Origin of the sequence: Thermomonas sp., assembly GCF_041905325.1 — a bacterium.
Lineage (GTDB): Bacteria > Pseudomonadota > Gammaproteobacteria > Xanthomonadales > Xanthomonadaceae > Thermomonas.
This window is the reverse complement of the sequence record NZ_JAYRLK010000008.1, coordinates 1-15,735: the sequence shown is the minus strand read 5'-3', so window position 1 is coordinate 15,735 and position 15,735 is coordinate 1. Positions and strand designations below refer to the sequence as shown.

15 protein-coding genes are annotated in these 15,735 nt (G+C 67.3%); 4 read left to right on the top strand and 11 right to left on the bottom strand.

Features of this window, described 5'->3' with window-relative positions:
• Positions 1–30: 30 nt before the first annotated feature.
• Positions 31–1,398, top strand: a complete 1,368-nt coding sequence (locus ACE3OK_RS09765) for a replication-associated recombination protein A (protein WP_374249350.1) — start codon at positions 31–33, stop codon at positions 1,396–1,398.
• Positions 1,395–1,793, top strand: coding sequence for a fluoride efflux transporter CrcB (crcB, locus tag ACE3OK_RS09760; RefSeq protein ID WP_374249349.1), 399 nt, complete (start codon positions 1,395–1,397; stop codon positions 1,791–1,793). The genes ACE3OK_RS09765 and crcB overlap by 4 nt, the downstream gene beginning before the upstream one ends.
• A gap of 145 nt (positions 1,794–1,938) precedes the next feature.
• Here crcB and ACE3OK_RS09755 read toward each other — a convergent pair whose 3' ends face one another.
• The 6 genes from ACE3OK_RS09755 to ACE3OK_RS09730 all read right to left on the bottom strand — a co-directional run bounded on the left by ACE3OK_RS09755 (position 1,939) and on the right by ACE3OK_RS09730 (position 10,587).
• Entirely contained in the window at positions 1,939–3,111 is a 1,173-nt protein-coding gene (locus tag ACE3OK_RS09755) for a methyl-accepting chemotaxis protein (protein ID WP_374249348.1), read from the bottom strand.
• Positions 3,112–3,187: 76 nt separating this feature from the next.
• Positions 3,188–4,240, bottom strand: a complete 1,053-nt coding sequence (locus tag ACE3OK_RS09750; RefSeq protein WP_374249347.1) for a chemotaxis response regulator protein-glutamate methylesterase — start codon at positions 4,238–4,240, stop codon at positions 3,188–3,190.
• Positions 4,240–4,839 carry a chemoreceptor glutamine deamidase CheD gene (gene cheD / locus ACE3OK_RS09745; RefSeq protein ID WP_374249346.1) on the bottom strand — a complete coding sequence of 200 codons (600 nt, stop codon included), beginning with the start codon at positions 4,837–4,839 and terminating at the stop codon, positions 4,240–4,242. Before cheD ends, ACE3OK_RS09750 begins: the two co-directional genes overlap by 1 nt.
• On the bottom strand, positions 4,836–5,702 hold the full coding sequence (locus tag ACE3OK_RS09740; RefSeq protein ID WP_374249345.1) for a CheR family methyltransferase: 867 nt from the start codon (positions 5,700–5,702) through the stop codon (positions 4,836–4,838). Before ACE3OK_RS09740 ends, cheD begins: the two co-directional genes overlap by 4 nt.
• On the bottom strand, positions 5,695–7,800 hold the full coding sequence (locus ACE3OK_RS09735) for a putative bifunctional diguanylate cyclase/phosphodiesterase (RefSeq protein WP_374249344.1): 2,106 nt from the start codon (positions 7,798–7,800) through the stop codon (positions 5,695–5,697). Before ACE3OK_RS09735 ends, ACE3OK_RS09740 begins: the two co-directional genes overlap by 8 nt.
• Before the next feature lie 75 nt (positions 7,801–7,875).
• A complete protein-coding gene (locus tag ACE3OK_RS09730; protein WP_374249343.1) occupies positions 7,876–10,587 on the bottom strand; it encodes a methyl-accepting chemotaxis protein in 2,712 nt (903 codons plus the stop codon).
• 225 nt (positions 10,588–10,812) lie between these two features.
• On the opposite strand from ACE3OK_RS09730, the gene ACE3OK_RS09725 reads away from it, so the two are divergent.
• Positions 10,813–11,127, top strand: a complete 315-nt coding sequence (locus tag ACE3OK_RS09725) for a TonB family protein (protein WP_374249342.1) — start codon at positions 10,813–10,815, stop codon at positions 11,125–11,127.
• Positions 11,128–11,397: 270 nt separating this feature from the next.
• Complete coding sequence (locus ACE3OK_RS09720) at positions 11,398–11,715, top strand: TonB family protein (RefSeq protein WP_374249341.1); 318 nt, start codon at positions 11,398–11,400, stop codon at positions 11,713–11,715.
• A 97-nt stretch (positions 11,716–11,812) separates the two neighbouring features.
• On the opposite strand, the gene ACE3OK_RS09715 is transcribed toward ACE3OK_RS09720, so the two are convergent.
• The 5 genes from ACE3OK_RS09715 to ACE3OK_RS09695 form a co-directional block, all read right to left on the bottom strand.
• Positions 11,813–12,331: a chemotaxis protein CheW gene (locus ACE3OK_RS09715; protein WP_374249340.1), complete on the bottom strand. Its 519-nt coding sequence runs from the start codon at positions 12,329–12,331 to the stop codon at positions 11,813–11,815.
• Between the two features lie 62 nt (positions 12,332–12,393).
• On the bottom strand, positions 12,394–14,433 hold the full coding sequence (locus tag ACE3OK_RS09710; RefSeq protein ID WP_374249339.1) for a chemotaxis protein CheA: 2,040 nt from the start codon (positions 14,431–14,433) through the stop codon (positions 12,394–12,396).
• A gap of 18 nt (positions 14,434–14,451) precedes the next feature.
• Entirely contained in the window at positions 14,452–14,817 is a 366-nt protein-coding gene (locus ACE3OK_RS09705; protein WP_374249338.1) for a response regulator, read from the bottom strand.
• The gene (locus tag ACE3OK_RS09700; protein WP_374249337.1) at positions 14,814–15,098 is read right to left on the bottom strand and encodes an STAS domain-containing protein; all 285 of its coding nucleotides are present in this window, start codon (positions 15,096–15,098) and stop codon (positions 14,814–14,816) included. The genes ACE3OK_RS09705 and ACE3OK_RS09700 overlap by 4 nt, the downstream gene beginning before the upstream one ends.
• A 100-nt stretch (positions 15,099–15,198) precedes the next feature.
• Positions 15,199–15,735, bottom strand: a 537-nt coding sequence (locus ACE3OK_RS09695) for a chemotaxis protein CheW (RefSeq protein WP_374249336.1), incomplete at its 5' end; no start/stop codon positions are given.

Here is a 15,735-nt window from a genome sequence, read left to right as displayed (position 1 = left end):
GTGTGCGACCGCTGCGGCTAGAATTGGCGGATGCCACCGTCCCCCACACCGACAGGTTCCCTTGCCTTGCACGGCCGTGCCGGTGATGCCCTGCGCCCGCTGGCCGAGCGCATGCGTCCGCAAACGCTGGCGCAGATGGTGGGGCAACAACGCTTGCTGGCGGAAGGGTCGGCCTTGCGCCGCGCCATCGAGGCCGGACGCATCCACTCGATGGTGCTGTGGGGGCCGCCCGGTTGCGGGAAAACCACGCTGGCGCTGCTGCTGGCACAGCACGCACAGGCGGAGTTCGTGGCGATCTCGGCGGTGCTTTGCGGCCTGCCGCAGGTGCGCGAGGTGCTGGCGCAGGCGCAGGCCCGCTTCGAGGCCGGCCAGCGCACCTTGCTGTTCGTGGACGAGGTGCACCGCTTCAACAAGGTGCAGCAGGACGCATTCCTGCCGCATATCGAACGCGGCACGATCGTCTTCGTGGGGGCCACCACCGAAAACCCCTCGTTCGAATTGAATTCCGCATTGCTGTCGCGGTGCCGCGTGCATGTGTTGGAAGCGGTGTCGAGTGTCGACATCGCGCAGGCCTTGCGGCGCGCATTGCAGGACGCGCAGGGCCTTGCGGGACAACCGTTGCATGTGGACGACGCCGCGCTGGAGATGATCGCCGCTGCCGCCGACGGCGACGTGCGGCGCGCGTTGACCTTGCTGGAAATCGCCGCCGACATCGCCGCCGGCGAGGGCGGCGTGGTGTCCGCAGCCACCCTGCAGCAGGTGCTGGCCGACCGCACCCGCCGCTTCGACAAGGGCGGCGAACAGTTCTACGACCAGATCTCGGCGCTGCACAAATCGGTACGCAGTTCCAACCCCGATGCGGCGCTCTATTGGCTGGCGCGGATGCTCGATGGTGGGTGCGACCCGGCCTATCTGGCGCGACGGATGACGCGCATGGCGGTGGAAGACATCGGCCTGGCCGATCCGCGCGCACTGCAAATGGCCATTAACGCCTGGGAAGCCTTCGACCGTCTGGGCGCGCCCGAGGGCGAACTGGCACTGGCCCAATTGGTGATCTACCTTGCCAGTACCGCCAAATCCAATGCCGCCTATCAGGCATGGAACGCCGCCCGCGGCGATGTGCGGCAGCATGGCACCCAGCCTGTGCCGCTGCACCTGCGCAATGCACCGACAAAACTGATGAAAACGCTGGATTACGGCAAGGGCTACCAGTACGACCACGATGCCGATGGCGGCGTGGCGCTGGCCCAGACCGGTTTTCCCGATGCCATGGGCGAGCGCGTGTATTACCAGCCGGTGGCGCGCGGCATGGAAATCAAGCTGAAGGAAAAACTCGACGCCCTGCGCATGGCACGGGCGCAGGCGCGCGCGCAGACAGGCAAGGGGCAGGCCGAATGAGCCTGTGGTGGCAACAACTGCTGTTGGTGATGTGCGGCGGCGCGCTGGGCGCGGCCGGGCGCTTCTGGCTGGGCGGTGCGCTGCTGCGGCGGCTGGGTGAAGGCATCCCGTGGGGCACGCTGGCGGCCAACCTGCTGGGATCGTTCGCGATCGGTTTCCTGGCCGTGTGGCTGGAAGGCCGCGGCCCGCAGGCGCTGTACTGGCGCGCGTTCCTGATCGTGGGCGTGCTGGGTGGGCTGACCACCTATTCCTCGCTGATGCTGGAATGCCTGTTGCTGGCGCGCGGCCCGCGCAGCGCGGTGGCGTTGGCCTACCTGGGCACCACGCTGGCGGCTGGCTTGCTGCTGGTGTGGCTGGGCACGCGGGTGGCGGCGGGGTTGCGGCCGCCGCTGTGAGCCCGCTTGGATGGCGCGGCCTGGGGGGCGCGTCATTGCCGCCAACGCCGGGGCACGCAGGCCATCCCAAAGAGAAACCCCGGCCGGTGGCCGGGGTTTCAGGGGCGCCCAGGGGGAGGGCGGGGGAACCTGGAGCGGCTTGACGCTAGAACAGCTCGACGCTGCCGGCGTTCATGTTTTCCTGCAAGACCGGCTTGTGCGGCGGGCGTTCCCATTCGCCACGCATCTGGCCGATGCGGTTGCCGATCTTGGCCAGCGCTTTCTGCATTTCCTCGTCCTGGAAACCGTGGCTGCCTTGCAGCAGGTCATGCAGGGTGATGGCTTCGTTGTTGATCTGCGCCAGGCGGGTCAGGTGCAGGTCGGCGGCGCTCAACGCCTGCGTGGCGATGTCTTCGAATTGCAGCGAACGCACGGCGTCGGCCACCGAGGCGTCGATGGCGCGGCCGCAGTCGGCGATGTCACGGATGCCGTTGCCCAGGCTGCGATGGATGCCGTCCACGCGGTCCAGCATCGAGGCGGACTCGGCGCGGGCGACGCGGGCACGGTCCAGATCGCGGGAGGCCATCTGCGAAACGGTTTCGCGCACTTTGGCGATGGATTCCTTGGAGCTGTGGGCCAGCTTGCGGATCTGTTCGTTGAAGGCGGTGCTGCGTTCGGACAGGTTGCGCACCTCGTCGGCCACCACCGCGAAACCGCGGCCCGCCTCGCCGGCACGTGCCGCTTCAATGGCGGCGTTCAGCGCCAGCAGGTTGGTCTGGTCGGCGATCGACTTGACGTCTTCCAGCAGTGCGAAGATGCCGTCCAGATGCCCGGCCATCGCGTCGATGTGGCTGACCGTCACCCCGCTCTGGCCGCTGGCTTCCTCCAGCGCTTCCACCAATTGCTCCATCTGCTGCGAGGCTTGCTGGGCGAAGCGGGAAATGTCGATCGAGCCGCTGTCGTCCCCGGTGCGCTCCACCAGCCGCGCCACCACGCCGCTTTGCTCGCGCGACTTGCGGTTCACCGCCTCGAAACTGCCACCCAGCTTGGCGACGGAGTCGCGGATCAGGGTGCGGGTGCGTTCGAGTTCGGCATGCGAGCCGCTGATTTCGTTGCTGACGAAGCCGCGCAACTCATCCAGCAGATGGGCGTGGTCGCGCAGGATCTTGGTCTCGGCCTTGCTGGGCAGCGAGCGCCAGATCACCACGCCCCACGCCAGCGTTGCCGTGACCAGCAGAGCCAGGCGCGCGGCCATTGGCCAGCCCAACACTTCGGCAAGCAGCAGCAGCAACATCAGCACCATCGGCACGGCGATACGGAGCAGGGCGCGAGGTTCCATCGTCAATCTCGTCGGGGACTCAGTTGTAGGTAACGGCCACGCGGGGGGCGGTCTTTAGGCGGAAATCCGACATTTCTCATGCGGTGCTGGCCAACAGGGCGTGGCCGATCTCGTTCAAGGGCAGTACCTGTTGCGCGGCCCCCAACGTGTAGGCGGCCCCCGGCATGCCCCAGACCACGCTGCTGGCCTCGTCCTGCACGATGGTGGCGGCCCCCACCTTGCGCAGCGCCAGAAGGCCGCGCGCGCCGTCATCGCCCATGCCGGTCAGCAGGGCGGCGCTGGCATTGGCACCGGCGGCCTGGGCCACGGATTCGAACAGCGCATCCACGCTGGGGCGGTGCCGGCGCACCGGCTCGTCGTCACCCAGCCGGCAGCGCCAGCGTGCGCCACTGCGCTGCACGCGCAGGTGCAGGCCGCCGGGGGCGACGTAGGCATGGCCGGCCAGCAACGGCATGTCGTCCTCGGCATGCACCACGGTCATCTTGCTGTGCCGGTTCAGGCGCTCCGCGAAAGGTTTGCTGAAGGCGGCCGGGATGTGCTGGGTGATGACGATGGCCGGGGCATCGGCCGGCATGGTTTCCAGGATCGCGCGGATGGCCTCGGTGCCGCCGGTGGAGGCACCGATGGCGATCAGGCGATCGGTGGTGCGGTATTTGATTTCACTGGCCTGCGCCGGCATCGCCGAAGGTTGCAGGCGGGCCACGTGGGCGCGGGCGGCGTGACGGATTTTCTCGCGCAGGTCGCTGCCGTAGTCGGTCAGGCCGCGCTGGATGTCCAGCTTCGGCTTGGTGACGAAATCCACCGCCCCCAGTGCCAGTGCGTCCAGCGTCACCTGCGCGCCGGATTCGGTGAGCGAGGACACCATCACCACCGGCATCGGCCGCAGGCGCATCAGGTTCTGCAGGAAGGTCAGGCCGTCCATGCGCGGCATTTCGACATCCAGCGTGAGCACGTCGGGTTCGAGTTGCTTGATCTTGTCACGGGCGATCAATGGATCGGCGGCGGTGCCCACCACTTCGATGCCGGGGTCCTCGGTGAGGATTTCGGTCAGGACCTGGCGCACCAGCGCCGAGTCGTCGATGATCAGGACGCGCACCTTGCCGGGGCGCAGGGGGACTTGGTTGGCCATCAGAACAACTCCACGGAACCAGCCACGGGAACCTGCGACAGCCGGCTGCGGTAATCGCGTTCCACTTTCGCGATTTCGCCGGCGGCGGGCAGGCGTTTGACGAGCGTTCGCCCGGTACGAACGAAAAAAACCACCTTGCGTGGCTGGTTGCCGCCCAGATCCTCGGCAAGGATGGGGATGCGTTCGTTGTCCATGTAGGCGAGGACGAAATTGGCGTTGCGGGTGCCAATCGGATCCAGGGTCATGCCCGGCAGCACGTTGCCGCCGCCGAACACCTTCGCCTGCAGCCGCGCGCGCACGGCACCGTGCTTGAGCAGGCCGTTGATCAGCAATTCCATTGCATGCGCGCCATAGCGGGCACTGCCGTCGCCGGGGGCGGCGTCGGGCAGCATGAAGTGGTTCATGCCGCCCAGCTTGACCAGTGGATCGTAGATGCAGGCCGCCACGCAGGAACCCAGCACGGTGGCCAATGCCACCTCATCGGAGGAGACTTTCCAGTCGGCGGGCAACAGCTTGATGACGTCGGTGTCCAGCGCCGGGTCGTAATAGCTTCCTGCCGGCGGTGGGCGCGCGGTGGTCGCTCCGGCGAGGGCGTTCATCGCGCCTCCTGGGTCGCCTTGTAGATGGTGCGCCCGCAGGGCTGCACGATGTCGAGTGCGTGCGCGAAACTCTCCGAATGGCCGGCGTAGAAGCGCCCGCCGGGTGCCAGCAGTGGGGTGATGCGACGCAGCACTTCGTATTGGGTGGGCTTGTCGAAATAGATCATCACGTTGCGGCAGAACACCGCGAGGAAGCGCTGGCGCATGCCGTAGTCGGCACCCAGCAGGTTCAATTGGCGGAATTCCACCAGTTGCCGCAGGAACGGCTTGACCCGCGCCACGCCTTCGAACGGGCCGGTGCCGCGCAGGAAGAAATGGCGCTTGCGTTCGTTGGACAGGTCGGTGATGCGGTCGATCCCGTATTCCCCGTTGGCGGCGGTGGCCAGCGCGTTGGTGTCGATGTCGGTGGCGAGGATGCGCACCGGCGGGGTGTCGGTGCCGAATGCCTCGCAGGCGGTGATGGCCAGCGACCACGGCTCTTCGCCGGTGGAGGCGGCGCAGCACCAGATGTCCACCACGTCGCCACGCGGCGCGGCGCGCAGTTGCTCGCGCAGCGCATCGAAATGATGGGCTTCGCGGAAGAACGAGGTGAGATTGGTGGTCAGCGCGTTGATGAAGGCCTGCTCTTCGCTGTCCGGGTCGGCCTCGACCAGGTCCAGGTAGTCGCAGAAGCGTTCCAGCCCGCGCGCACGCAGACGCCGGGACAGGCGGCTGTAGACCATGTCGCGTTTGTGCTCGGCCAGGTGGATGCCGGCACGGGTGTAGATCATCTTGCAGACGCGGCGGAAATCGCGGTCGTTGAAATCGAAGCTGATGCCCGAGGCATCACGGTCGGCGGCGGCGTCGCCACGGCGGTCAAGCATGGCCCACCCCAGTCTGTTGTGCGTACAGCCGCGCCAGCAGCGTACCCGGATCCAGCGCGCGGGCATACAGGTATCCCTGCGCTTCGTCGCAACCCAGGTTGCGCAGCATCTCGGCCTGGGTGACCTGTTCCACGCCCTCGGCCACCACCCGCAGGCCCAGGGCCCGCGCCAGCATCACGATCCAGCGCACGATGGCGGCATCTTCTTCGTTGCCCAGCATGCCACTGACGAAGCTGCGGTCGATCTTCACCCGGTCGATCTTGAAGCGTTGCAGCATCGACAACGAGGCGTAGCCGGTACCGAAATCGTCGAACGCCAGGTTCACGCCTTTTTCGCGCAACCTGGCCAACGCCCCGGCACCGGCGCTGTCGTGGGTGAGCGCGGTGGTTTCGGTGATCTCCAGCTCCAGCCGTTCCGGCGCCAACCCGGAGGTGGCCAGTGCATCGCCCACGTGGTCCACCAGCTCGTCGCGCAACTGCGCCGGGAACAGGTTGATGCTGACCGAAGTGGCGATATCCGGCCACTGCGCGGCGTCCATGCAGGCGCGCTGCAGCACCCACGCGCCCACCTCGGCACCCAGTGGGCTGTGGGTGAGCACGTCGATGAATTCGCCGGCCGGCACCACGCCACGCAGCGGGTGGTGCCACCGCAGCAGTGCCTCGGCCCCGCAGATGCGGCCATTGGCAAGGTCCACCTGTGGCTGGTAATACATTTCGAACTCGCTTTGCGCGAAGGCGCGGCGCAAGTCGAGATCCAGGTCGCGGCGTGCCAGCGCCTGGGTGCGCATCGACGGCTGGTAACGACAGAGCTGGCGGCCACCGGTGGATTTGGCGCGGAACAGCGCCAGGTCGGCGCAGGCCAGCAGGTCGCCGCCGGGCACGTCGCCGCGCAAGGCGATGCCGGCACTGATTTCGGCGTGGATTTCGTGGCCCCGGATGCGCAAGGGCTGTTCCAGGTGTCGCAACCAGCTGGGCAGCAGTTTCCCGGAGTCGTCCGGGCTGGATGCCGCCAGGCGCGCATCCGGGCAGGCAATGGCGAAGACGTCGCCGCCGACACGCGCCACGCACAGGTCGGCCTCGGCGCGGATCTGCAAGCGATCGGCAAACGCCTGCAGGACGCGATCGCCCAGCGCATGCCCCAGACTTTCGTTGATCCACTTGAAACGGTCGATGCCGATCAGCGCCATGCCCCAGTCCGGGTGCGCCTCCAGGGCTGCCAGCAGGGCATTGCGATTGGGCAGGCCGGTCAGTGGGTCGTAATGCGCGAGGCGGTCCAGCTGCGCGCGCTGCTGGCTGGCTTCGGTGATGTCGTGCAGGATCAGGGTGGTGCCGTGATCCGGGCCGTGTTGCCAGGCCGTGCGGGTGGCTTCCAGCAGGCGCAGGCTGCCATCCGGGGCGACGATGCGCAGTTGCACGCTGCCGGTGCCACGACCGGCCAGCCATTCCTGCACCACGCCGGCATCGGCCTGCAGACGCAGCGGAAACAGGGTGTGCATCGGCACGCCGCCCAGCGCCGAACCGAACAGCCGCTCGGCAGCAGGGTTGCGCCATTGCACGTGGCCGTGGCGGTCGGCAATCAACACCGCTTCGCGCGCCTGCGCGCCGGCCTGGGTGACGATCTTGGCGGTGCGTTCGAGTTGGCGTTGTTCCAGCAGGTTGGCAGCCACCCGGCCCAACCGCGCCAGCGTGTCCAGTTGCGTAGGCGTGGGAACCTGGCGGGGGTGGCGGTCGCAGACCACCAGCGTGCCCAGGCGCTGGCCGTTGCCGGCATGCAGGGCGGTACCGGCCAGGAAGCGCACGGGGCTGCGCGGGCCGGCGGGGATGTCCGGCAGCACCAGTTGCGGCGCGCATTGGCCCCAGCAGCGCACGAACAGGTGATCCCGCGAGAGCGGCCCCAGCCGCATCCCCAGCCCGTGTTCGGCCAGCACCGCATGACGTTCGTCGGCACAACCCAGCAGTGCCGCCATGGGCGCATCGAAAGCGGCGGCCAGCAACGCCGCCACATCGGCCAGCCGGGAATCGGCAACCACCGCGACAGGCGCGATGTCATCGGCGGTGGATGCGGTCAACGGGGCGACTGGCGTGGGCTCGAAGGTCATCGACGCGCATGGTTGGCAAGGGGATGGGGCAAGGCGGCCGCAGACGCCGTGGGGAACGCATGCGACCGCATGGGCTTAGAACTCCTGCCAGTGCTGATCGCCGCCGCCACCTGCGGGGGCGTTGCCGCGCTTGCGCGGGGCCGGTGCGGCGGGTGCCGGTGCCGGCTTGCGCACGGCGGCGGCCGGGCGCGACACCGGTGGCGCGGTGCGCACTGCGGCGTGGGCAGGCGTCGGCACGGCATGCATCGCCGGGGTGGCGGCATGGGCGTGGGTCCGGCCACTGCTGCCCCCCACCCGGAACGCCGACACCGCTTCCACCAGTTGCGTGGCTTGCTGACGCATGCTTTCCGCCGATGCCGATGCCTCTTCCACCAGCGCGGCATTCTGCTGGGTGCCTTCGTCCATCTGGGTGATGGCCTGGTTGACCTGCTCGATGCCGCTGCTTTGTTCCTGCGAGGCGGCGGAGATGTCGGCGATGATGTCGGTGACGCGCTTCACGCTGCCCACGATTTCACCCATGGTGCGGCCGGCGGTATCCACCAGCGCGCTGCCTTCCTCCACCTTGACCACCGAATCGGTGATGAGCTGCTTGATTTCCTTGGCGGCACCGGCGCTGCGCTGCGCCAGCGAGCGCACTTCGGCGGCCACCACCGCGAACCCGCGGCCCTGTTCGCCGGCCCGAGCCGCTTCCACCGCCGCGTTCAAGGCCAGGATGTTGGTCTGGAAGGCGATGCCGTCGATCACGCCGATGATGTCGGCAATGCGGCGCGAGGACTGCTGGATCTCGCCCATCGTGCGCACCACTTGTTGCACCACGTCGCCGCCGCTTTCGGCCACGCTGGCCGCACCTTGCGCCAGCTGGTTGGCCTGACGGGCGTTGTCGGCGTTCTGCTTGACGGTGGAGGTGAGTTCTTCCATCGACGAGGCGGTTTCTTCCAGCGATGCCGCCTGCTGCTCGGTGCGCATCGACAGATCACTGTTGCCGGTGGCGATTTCGCTGGCGGCGGCGCTGATGCCGTCGGAGGTCTGGCGGATGTTGCCCACGATCTGCGCCAAACCATCCACCGTGCGGTTGGCGTCTGCGGCCAACTGGCCGAACTGGCCGGGCAGGGTGACTTCCACCCGCCGGGTGAGGTCGCCGTCGGCCACCGCCGAGAGCAGGCCACCCACCTCGGCCAGGCCCTGGTCGGCCGTGGCCATCAACTGGTTGAGGCCATCCAGCAATTCGCGGTAGACGAATTCGAAGCGCGAGGCGTCGCCGCGATGGCTGAAATCGCCGGCCACCGCCGCATCCACCAGCTTCTTGATTTCGCCATTGATCGCCAGCGTGCCGTTCTTCACCGAATCCACGGCTTCGGTGACGCGCGCCTTCTGGCCGGGGTAGCGCTCGATGTCTTCCGACAGGTCGCCGCGTGCATATTGGGCGACGATGCGGATGGCATTCATCTTCACACCGATGTGCGAGGCCACCAGTTTGTTGACCTGGTCGGCCATCACCCCGAAGGCCCCGGGGAAGGCTTCATCGTCGATGCGTTCGTCGATGTCGCCGTTGTTGTGCTGCTCGAACAGGGTTTCCTGCGCCCGTGCGAACTTGCGCAGGGCGTCCGCCGCCGCCTCCATGCCACGGCCGATGTCGGCGAGTTCGTCCTGGGTGTCCACCCGGATGCGGTCGCTGAACTGGCCGACGGCCAGCGCGCGCGCGCCGCTTTCGATGGTGGACAGGGCATCGCGGGTGCCGCGGGTGAAGCCCAGGAACAGGTAGGCGGAGGCCAGCAACGCCAGAATCACGCCGCTGGCCGTGAAGAAGGCCTTGCGCTGCAACGCGGCAATGGTGCGGTCGCCGGCGGCGTTGATGGAGGCGTTGACCGCCTTCATCGCCTTGTTCATTGCCAGCCGGGTGGCCTGGTCCTGCTTGGCGAATTCGGCCACCGGGAGGTCCGGTGTGTCTGCGTCCAGAATCCTGGCCTGAATCAGCTTGTTCTGTGCCTCCATCGCAGCCAGCGCATCCGCCATCGGCTTCCCAAACAGCGTTTTGCCCTCCGGCAAACCCTGTTCAATGGATTTCTTGCCATCGGCAATCTGGCCTACCAGATAGCTCTGCATGTTTTTATGTACGGCCAATGCCGTGCGGTCATTGACCCAGATGGCACCTTCACCCAGCACGCGGATGCCCACGATGGCCTGCTTGGCGCTGGCTGCCCACAGCTCTGGCAGCAGGATCCCGCCGATCTCGCCGCCACGCAGCATGGTGTTATCGGAGGCGATTGCCGTGATTGCGGTAAAAGTCAGCCTGCTGATTTCCGTACGCAGGGCAGCAAGTGCCGCAGTATCGGCATCCGGCCCACCCTCGCCATTTGTTGCCAAAGCCTTTTTCCAGGCGGCTCGCGTGTCCTTGGTGGCAGCAATCAGGTCTTCGTCGCTGAAATGTTCGGATGCAAACCAGGCATCAAAATCCGCCAGGCCCTTGTCGGCGGCGGCAGCGGCATCGCTGATGGCCTGGTCGCTGACGGTGGCATCCTTGGCCAGCTTGCGCGCCCGCAGTTCGCGATGTTCCTGCATCGCGCCAAGCGCAATATGAAGCGCCTGCAGCCCCACTGTGGCGGCGCGTGCTGTCTTGGCGTCACTCAATTCACTCATCGATCGCGACAGCACCAAGCCCGCCAGCACCCCGCAGGTGAGGGTGAACGAGGCGCCGATCAGCATGGCTTTCTGGCTGAAGCGGAATTTGGCCATCAAATGGATGGCCGGGGCAAACAAGCGATCGGCAAGCGAGGTGCTGCTGGGCATGGGTGTGTCCTGTGTGCGGCAAGGTTCAGGGGCCGTCTGTGCCGGCATCGGCCTGCCGGCTGGAATCTTTAACCGTTTTGAAACGGCAGGTGCTGCCCATGGCATGCAAGCGTGACTGGCATCGCAATTCACCGGGGATGGGGCCGGGCGGGCTCAAGTTCCACCCGGCATGGCCGTAAGGGCAGGTTGAGCGCATTTGCGCGCCGAACGGATCCGGAGCCTCCCATGCAATCACGTTTCCCCCGTGCCTTGACCCTGGTGGCGCTTGCCGTGGCCATGGCGTTGTCGCAGCCGGTGCTGGCCGGCGGCCCCATCAAGCGCGTCGACCCGGTCTACCCGCCGGATGCCGCCCGTTCCGGCACCACCGGTTACGTGGAGGTGGAATACAGCGTGGGCGCGGACGGCAAAGTCACCGACGTGTCGGTGGTGGATGCCAAACCGGGCCGCGTGTTCGTGGCGGCGGCGGTGAAGGCGGTCAAGCAGTGGGAGTTCGCCCCCGGTGAGGCGCACGGCAAGGTGAAACTGGAGTTCAAGCTGTAAGCCCAGCCTCCGAAGATTCCCTGGTTGCGACGAAAACGCGCCGCTGGTCGGCGCGTTTTCGCGTGCGCCGGCCGGCCAGTCGGGCCACGACGTTCGCGCGCCGTGGCCGATGCAGGCCGACCGTGGCAAAGCGTGCAGTCGGCCGGGTGCCGCCGTGACGGTCATCGCAACTCCATGCATCCGCCCCCGGGCGGCCTCAAGTCCGGCCGGCCGTGGCCGTCAAGGGGCGCGTCAGGCGCATTCACGCGCCGACCAACCCCGGAGCCCCCCATGCACTTTCGTTTCCCCCGTTCGTTGACCCTGACGGTGCTTGCCGCCGCCATGACCCTGTCGCTGCCGGCGTTGGCCGGTGCCCCGATCAAGCGCGTCAATCCGGTCTACCCGCCGGATGCCGCCCGTTCCGGCACCACCGGTTTCGTCGAGCTGGAATACAGCATCGGCCCGGATGGCAAGGTCACCGACGCCTCGGTGGTGAATGCCCAGCCCGGCCGCGTGTTCGTGGCGGCGGCGGTGAAGGCGGTCAAACAGTGGGAATTCGCGCCCGGTGAATCCTCGCACGGCAAGGTGAAGCTGGAATTCAAGCCGTAAACCTGCCTTGCGCAGGTGGGCCGCTGCAATGAAAACGCGCCGCAAGTCGGCGCGTTTTCGTGTGCTTGCAAGCAACAATGCGTGCGGAAACGGCCGTTCAGGCGGCCTTGGCGGCGACTTCGTCCGCCACCAACCCCATCTCGGTACTGGTCATCAGACCTTCGATGTCCAGCAGGATCAGCATGCGTTCTTCCATGGTGCCGATACCGGTGAGGAAGCGGCGGTCGATGCTGGTGCCCACTTCCGGCATCGGACGGATCTGGTCGGCGTTCAGGTGTGCCACATCGGACACGCTGTCCACCACCATGCCGACCACGCGGTCGGCCACGTTCAGCACGATCATCACGGTCAGGGCGTCGTATTTGGCTTCCAGGTGGAATTTCAGCCGCATGTCGATCACCGGCACGATGGTGCCGCGCAGGTTGATCACGCCCTTGATGTACTCGGGGGCATCCGGCAGCCGGGTGACGGTGTCATAGCCACGGATTTCCTGCACCTTGAGAATGTCGACGCCGAACTCCTCCTGCCCCAGAGTGAACGTGAGGAACTCGCCGGAGCCCGCCGCATTGGCCGCAGGCGTACCGGAAAGGGGCTTCGTGGCGGCGGGTGTGCTCATGATCGATCCGGAAGAGGGAAGGGGCAGCTGTCTTATCGGCGCGGCGTGTGGTTTTTTGAGGCTCAGGCCGCCTTGGGCAGGCTGTTGTGGTGCGGCAGGCTGCCGGCGTCGACGATCAGTGCCACCCGACCGTCGCCGAGGATGGTGGCACCGGCCACGCCGGGGATGCGGCGGTAATTGCGCTCGAGGTTCTTCACCACCACCTGTTGCTGGCCCAGCAGTTCGTCCACCTCCAGCGCCAGCCGCTGGCCCTGGGATTCCACCACCACCGCGATGGGTTGGGCTTCGGCGCGGGTGGCGGGCAGGCCGTACTGGGTGGCCAGGTCGAGCAGCGGCACGTAGTCCTCGCGCACGCGCAGCAGGCGGGACTCGCCGGCCACGGTCTTGATGTGGTCCTGCGCTGGTTGCAGTGACTCGATCACCATGTTCAGCGGCAGGATGAACACCTCACCGCCCACCGAGACGGTCATGCCGTCGAGGATGGCCATGGTCAGCGGCAGGCGGATCGACACCGTGGTGCCTTCGCCGGCGCGGCTGCGGATTTCCACCTGCCCACCGAGGGCGGTGATGTTCTTGCGCACCACGTCCATGCCCACGCCGCGGCCGGACAGGTCGGTGAGGGCTTCGGCGGTGGAGAAGCCGGGGGCGAACACCAGGTCCCAGATCTGGCTGTCAGTGGCGCTTTCCGGCACCGGGATGCCGCGCTCGGCGGCCTTGGCGAGGATTCTCTCGCGATTCAGGCCACGGCCGTCGTCGCCGACTTCGATGATGATGTGGCCACCCTGGTGGGCAGCGGAGAGACTGACTGTACCGGTTTCCGGCTTGCCGGCGGCGATGCGCTGTTCGGTGGTTTCCAGGCCGTGGTCGATGGCGTTGCGCACCAGGTGCACCAGCGGATCGACGATCTTCTCGATCACGCCCTTGTCCAGTTCGGTGGCCTCGCCGGAGGTCTTGAGGTTGACCTTCTTGCCCAGCCGCGAGGCGATGTCGCGCACCATCCGCGGGAAGCGGCTGAAGGCGAAATCCACCGGCAGCATGCGTACCGACATCACTGCTTCCTGCAGATCGCGGGTGTTGCGGTCCAACTGGCCCAGGCCGGCCAGCAGCAATTCGTGCAGTTGCGGATCCAGTTCGGCGGAGCGCTGCGCCAGCATGGCCTGGGTGATGACCAGTTCGCCGACCAGGTTGATCAGCGCGTCCACCTTGTCGACGGCCACGCGGATGGTGGTTTCCGTTGCGTCATGGCGGGCTGCGGGAACAGCCTCTGCGGCGGCGGGCTTGGCGGCTGCGGCGACGGGGGCGGCCGCTGCGGGAGCGGGGGCGGCCGCTGCGGGTGTCGCTGGCGCGGGGACCGGTGCGGCAGCAGGCGCGGCAGGCGCAGTGGCGGACACCAGGGGTTCGATGTTGAGCTTGCACTGGTCTTCGACCCAGGCAAAGGTGTCTTCCACCGCCGAACGCTTGATGTCGCCCACCAGTTGCAGGTCCCAGGCCAACCAGGCTTCGAACGGGTCCAGTTCGGTGAACGAGGGCAGGCCGTCATCGCGGCAGTTGACCGTGAGCTGGCCGAGTTCGCCGAGCTCGCGCAGCATGCGCAGCGGATCGTTGCCGCTCAGGAACAGCGAGCGTTCGGGGGTGAAGTCGATCTGCCAGCCGATCGATGCCGGTGCCGCCGCTGCAGCCGGTGCCGCTGCGGTGGCGGCCGGTGTGGCCGCGCTGGCGTCACCATTGAGCAGGCGTTCAAGGCCGGCACGCGTGGCTTGCAGCATGGCCTGGTCGATGGCGTTGCCGTGTTCGGCGGCCGCCAGCAGCATGTGCAGTGCGTCGACAGAGGCCAGCAGGGCGGAGATCGCCGCGCCGTCGAGTTGACGCCGGCCGCTGCGGGCTTCTTCCAGCAGGGTTTCCAGCAGGTGGGTGAAGTCGGCGATGGCGGTGAAGCCGAACGTGGCGCTGCCACCCTTGATGGAATGCGCCGCGCGGAAGATCACGTGGATGGTGTCGGCACCACCGCCGCCACTTTCCATGGCCAGCAACCCGGCTTCCATGGCGGCGATGTTCTCGCGGCTTTCTTCGAAGAACGTGGCGTGGAAGCGGGTGATGTCCATTGTCCGTCCTTGCGTGGATCAGCCCAGCACTTTGCGGACCGTGGCGAGCAATTGCTCCGGGTCGAAGGGTTTGACCAGCCAGCCGGTGGCACCGGCGGCCTTGCCTTCGCTTTTCTTGTCGGTGCCGGACTCGGTGGTCAGCATCAGCAACGGGGTGAACTTGTAGGTTGGCAGCGCCCGCAGTTGCCGGATCAGTTCGATGCCGTCCATGCGCGGCATGTTGACGTCGGTGATGACGGCATCGAAGCGCTGGGTCTTGGCGATCTCCAGCGCGGCGATGCCATCCTCGGCCTCCTGGACGGCATAGCCGCCGCCGGTGAGGGCGAACGCCACCATCTGGCGCATGGAGGTGGAATCATCGACGATCAAAAGGTTTGCACTCACGCAGCATCTCCGGGGGAGTTTTCAACGCCCAAGCTTACCGCCAGCGCCAGCTGGCGTGCAGCGTCCACGAGGGTGGGAGAAGGAAGGGTGATGGTGGTCTTGAAGCCGCGGGCGTTGCGGTCGCGGATGAAGGCATGCAGCAGTTGCAGCCCGGCCGTGTGCACCCGGCGCACATCGGCACCGGACAGTTCCAGCACTTCGTCGTCAAGATGCGGTTGCAGCGCCGATTGCAGGTCGGCGACTTGTTCGATGCCCAAGTCGGGTTGCAGGGACAAGGCCATGTGGTCTCTCGAATCGGGTCCAACCCCAAGCTGTTTAACGGCGCTGCCCGCGATGACTTGAGGGGCGGATTGAATCTGTGCCGCAGTGCACGCTTTGCGATTATTCGAAGACCGCGTGCGCGTCCAGCAGCACCGTGGGAGGGGCCCCGGGGGTGCGGGCGATGCCCATGCCGATGCGGTCGCGCAGACCCGGGGTCAGCGGCTCGATGTGGTTGGTGTCGAGGGTGACGACATCGGTCACGGACGTGACCAGCAGCCCGGTCAGTTCGTCGTGGTCTTCCAGCACCACGATGCGGGCGCGGTCGTCGGGGATCACTGCCCCGCGCCGCAGCCACAGGCCCAGGTCGTGCACCGGCACCACTCGGCCGCGCAGGTTCATCACCCCCAGCAGCGAAGGCACCGCGCCGCGCACGGCGATGACCGGGGCCATGCGCACCACTTCCTGCACCCGCAGCAACTCCACGGCGTAACGGTCCTCGCCCACGGCCATTCGCAGCCAGCGTTGGCCGGCCGGGGTGGGGGCGGCGCGCACCACCGCCGCGATGTCCAGTGGGCCGAACGGGCTGGGGCGCGGGGTGGCGGGGTCGCGGGTGGGGCGTGGCAGTGGCGGGGGGAGCGGCGGCGGGGTGAGGGCGAC

Coding starts and splice junctions, on each gene's coding strand:
- ACE3OK_RS09765 (WP_374249350.1), top strand. CDS start 31: ATGCCACCGTCCCCCACACCGACAGGTTCCCTTGCCTTGCACGGCCGT.
- crcB (WP_374249349.1), top strand. CDS start 1,395: ATGAGCCTGTGGTGGCAACAACTGCTGTTGGTGATGTGCGGCGGCGCG.
- ACE3OK_RS09755 (WP_374249348.1), bottom strand. CDS start 3,111: ATGGAACCTCGCGCCCTGCTCCGTATCGCCGTGCCGATGGTGCTGATG.
- ACE3OK_RS09750 (WP_374249347.1), bottom strand. CDS start 4,240: ATGGCCAACCAAGTCCCCCTGCGCCCCGGCAAGGTGCGCGTCCTGATC.
- cheD (WP_374249346.1), bottom strand. CDS start 4,839: ATGAACGCCCTCGCCGGAGCGACCACCGCGCGCCCACCGCCGGCAGGA.
- ACE3OK_RS09740 (WP_374249345.1), bottom strand. CDS start 5,702: ATGCTTGACCGCCGTGGCGACGCCGCCGCCGACCGTGATGCCTCGGGC.
- ACE3OK_RS09735 (WP_374249344.1), bottom strand. CDS start 7,800: ATGACCTTCGAGCCCACGCCAGTCGCCCCGTTGACCGCATCCACCGCC.
- ACE3OK_RS09730 (WP_374249343.1), bottom strand. CDS start 10,587: ATGCCCAGCAGCACCTCGCTTGCCGATCGCTTGTTTGCCCCGGCCATC.
- ACE3OK_RS09725 (WP_374249342.1), top strand. CDS start 10,813: ATGCAATCACGTTTCCCCCGTGCCTTGACCCTGGTGGCGCTTGCCGTG.
- ACE3OK_RS09720 (WP_374249341.1), top strand. CDS start 11,398: ATGCACTTTCGTTTCCCCCGTTCGTTGACCCTGACGGTGCTTGCCGCC.
- ACE3OK_RS09715 (WP_374249340.1), bottom strand. CDS start 12,331: ATGAGCACACCCGCCGCCACGAAGCCCCTTTCCGGTACGCCTGCGGCC.
- ACE3OK_RS09710 (WP_374249339.1), bottom strand. CDS start 14,433: ATGGACATCACCCGCTTCCACGCCACGTTCTTCGAAGAAAGCCGCGAG.
- ACE3OK_RS09700 (WP_374249337.1), bottom strand. CDS start 15,098: ATGGCCTTGTCCCTGCAACCCGACTTGGGCATCGAACAAGTCGCCGAC.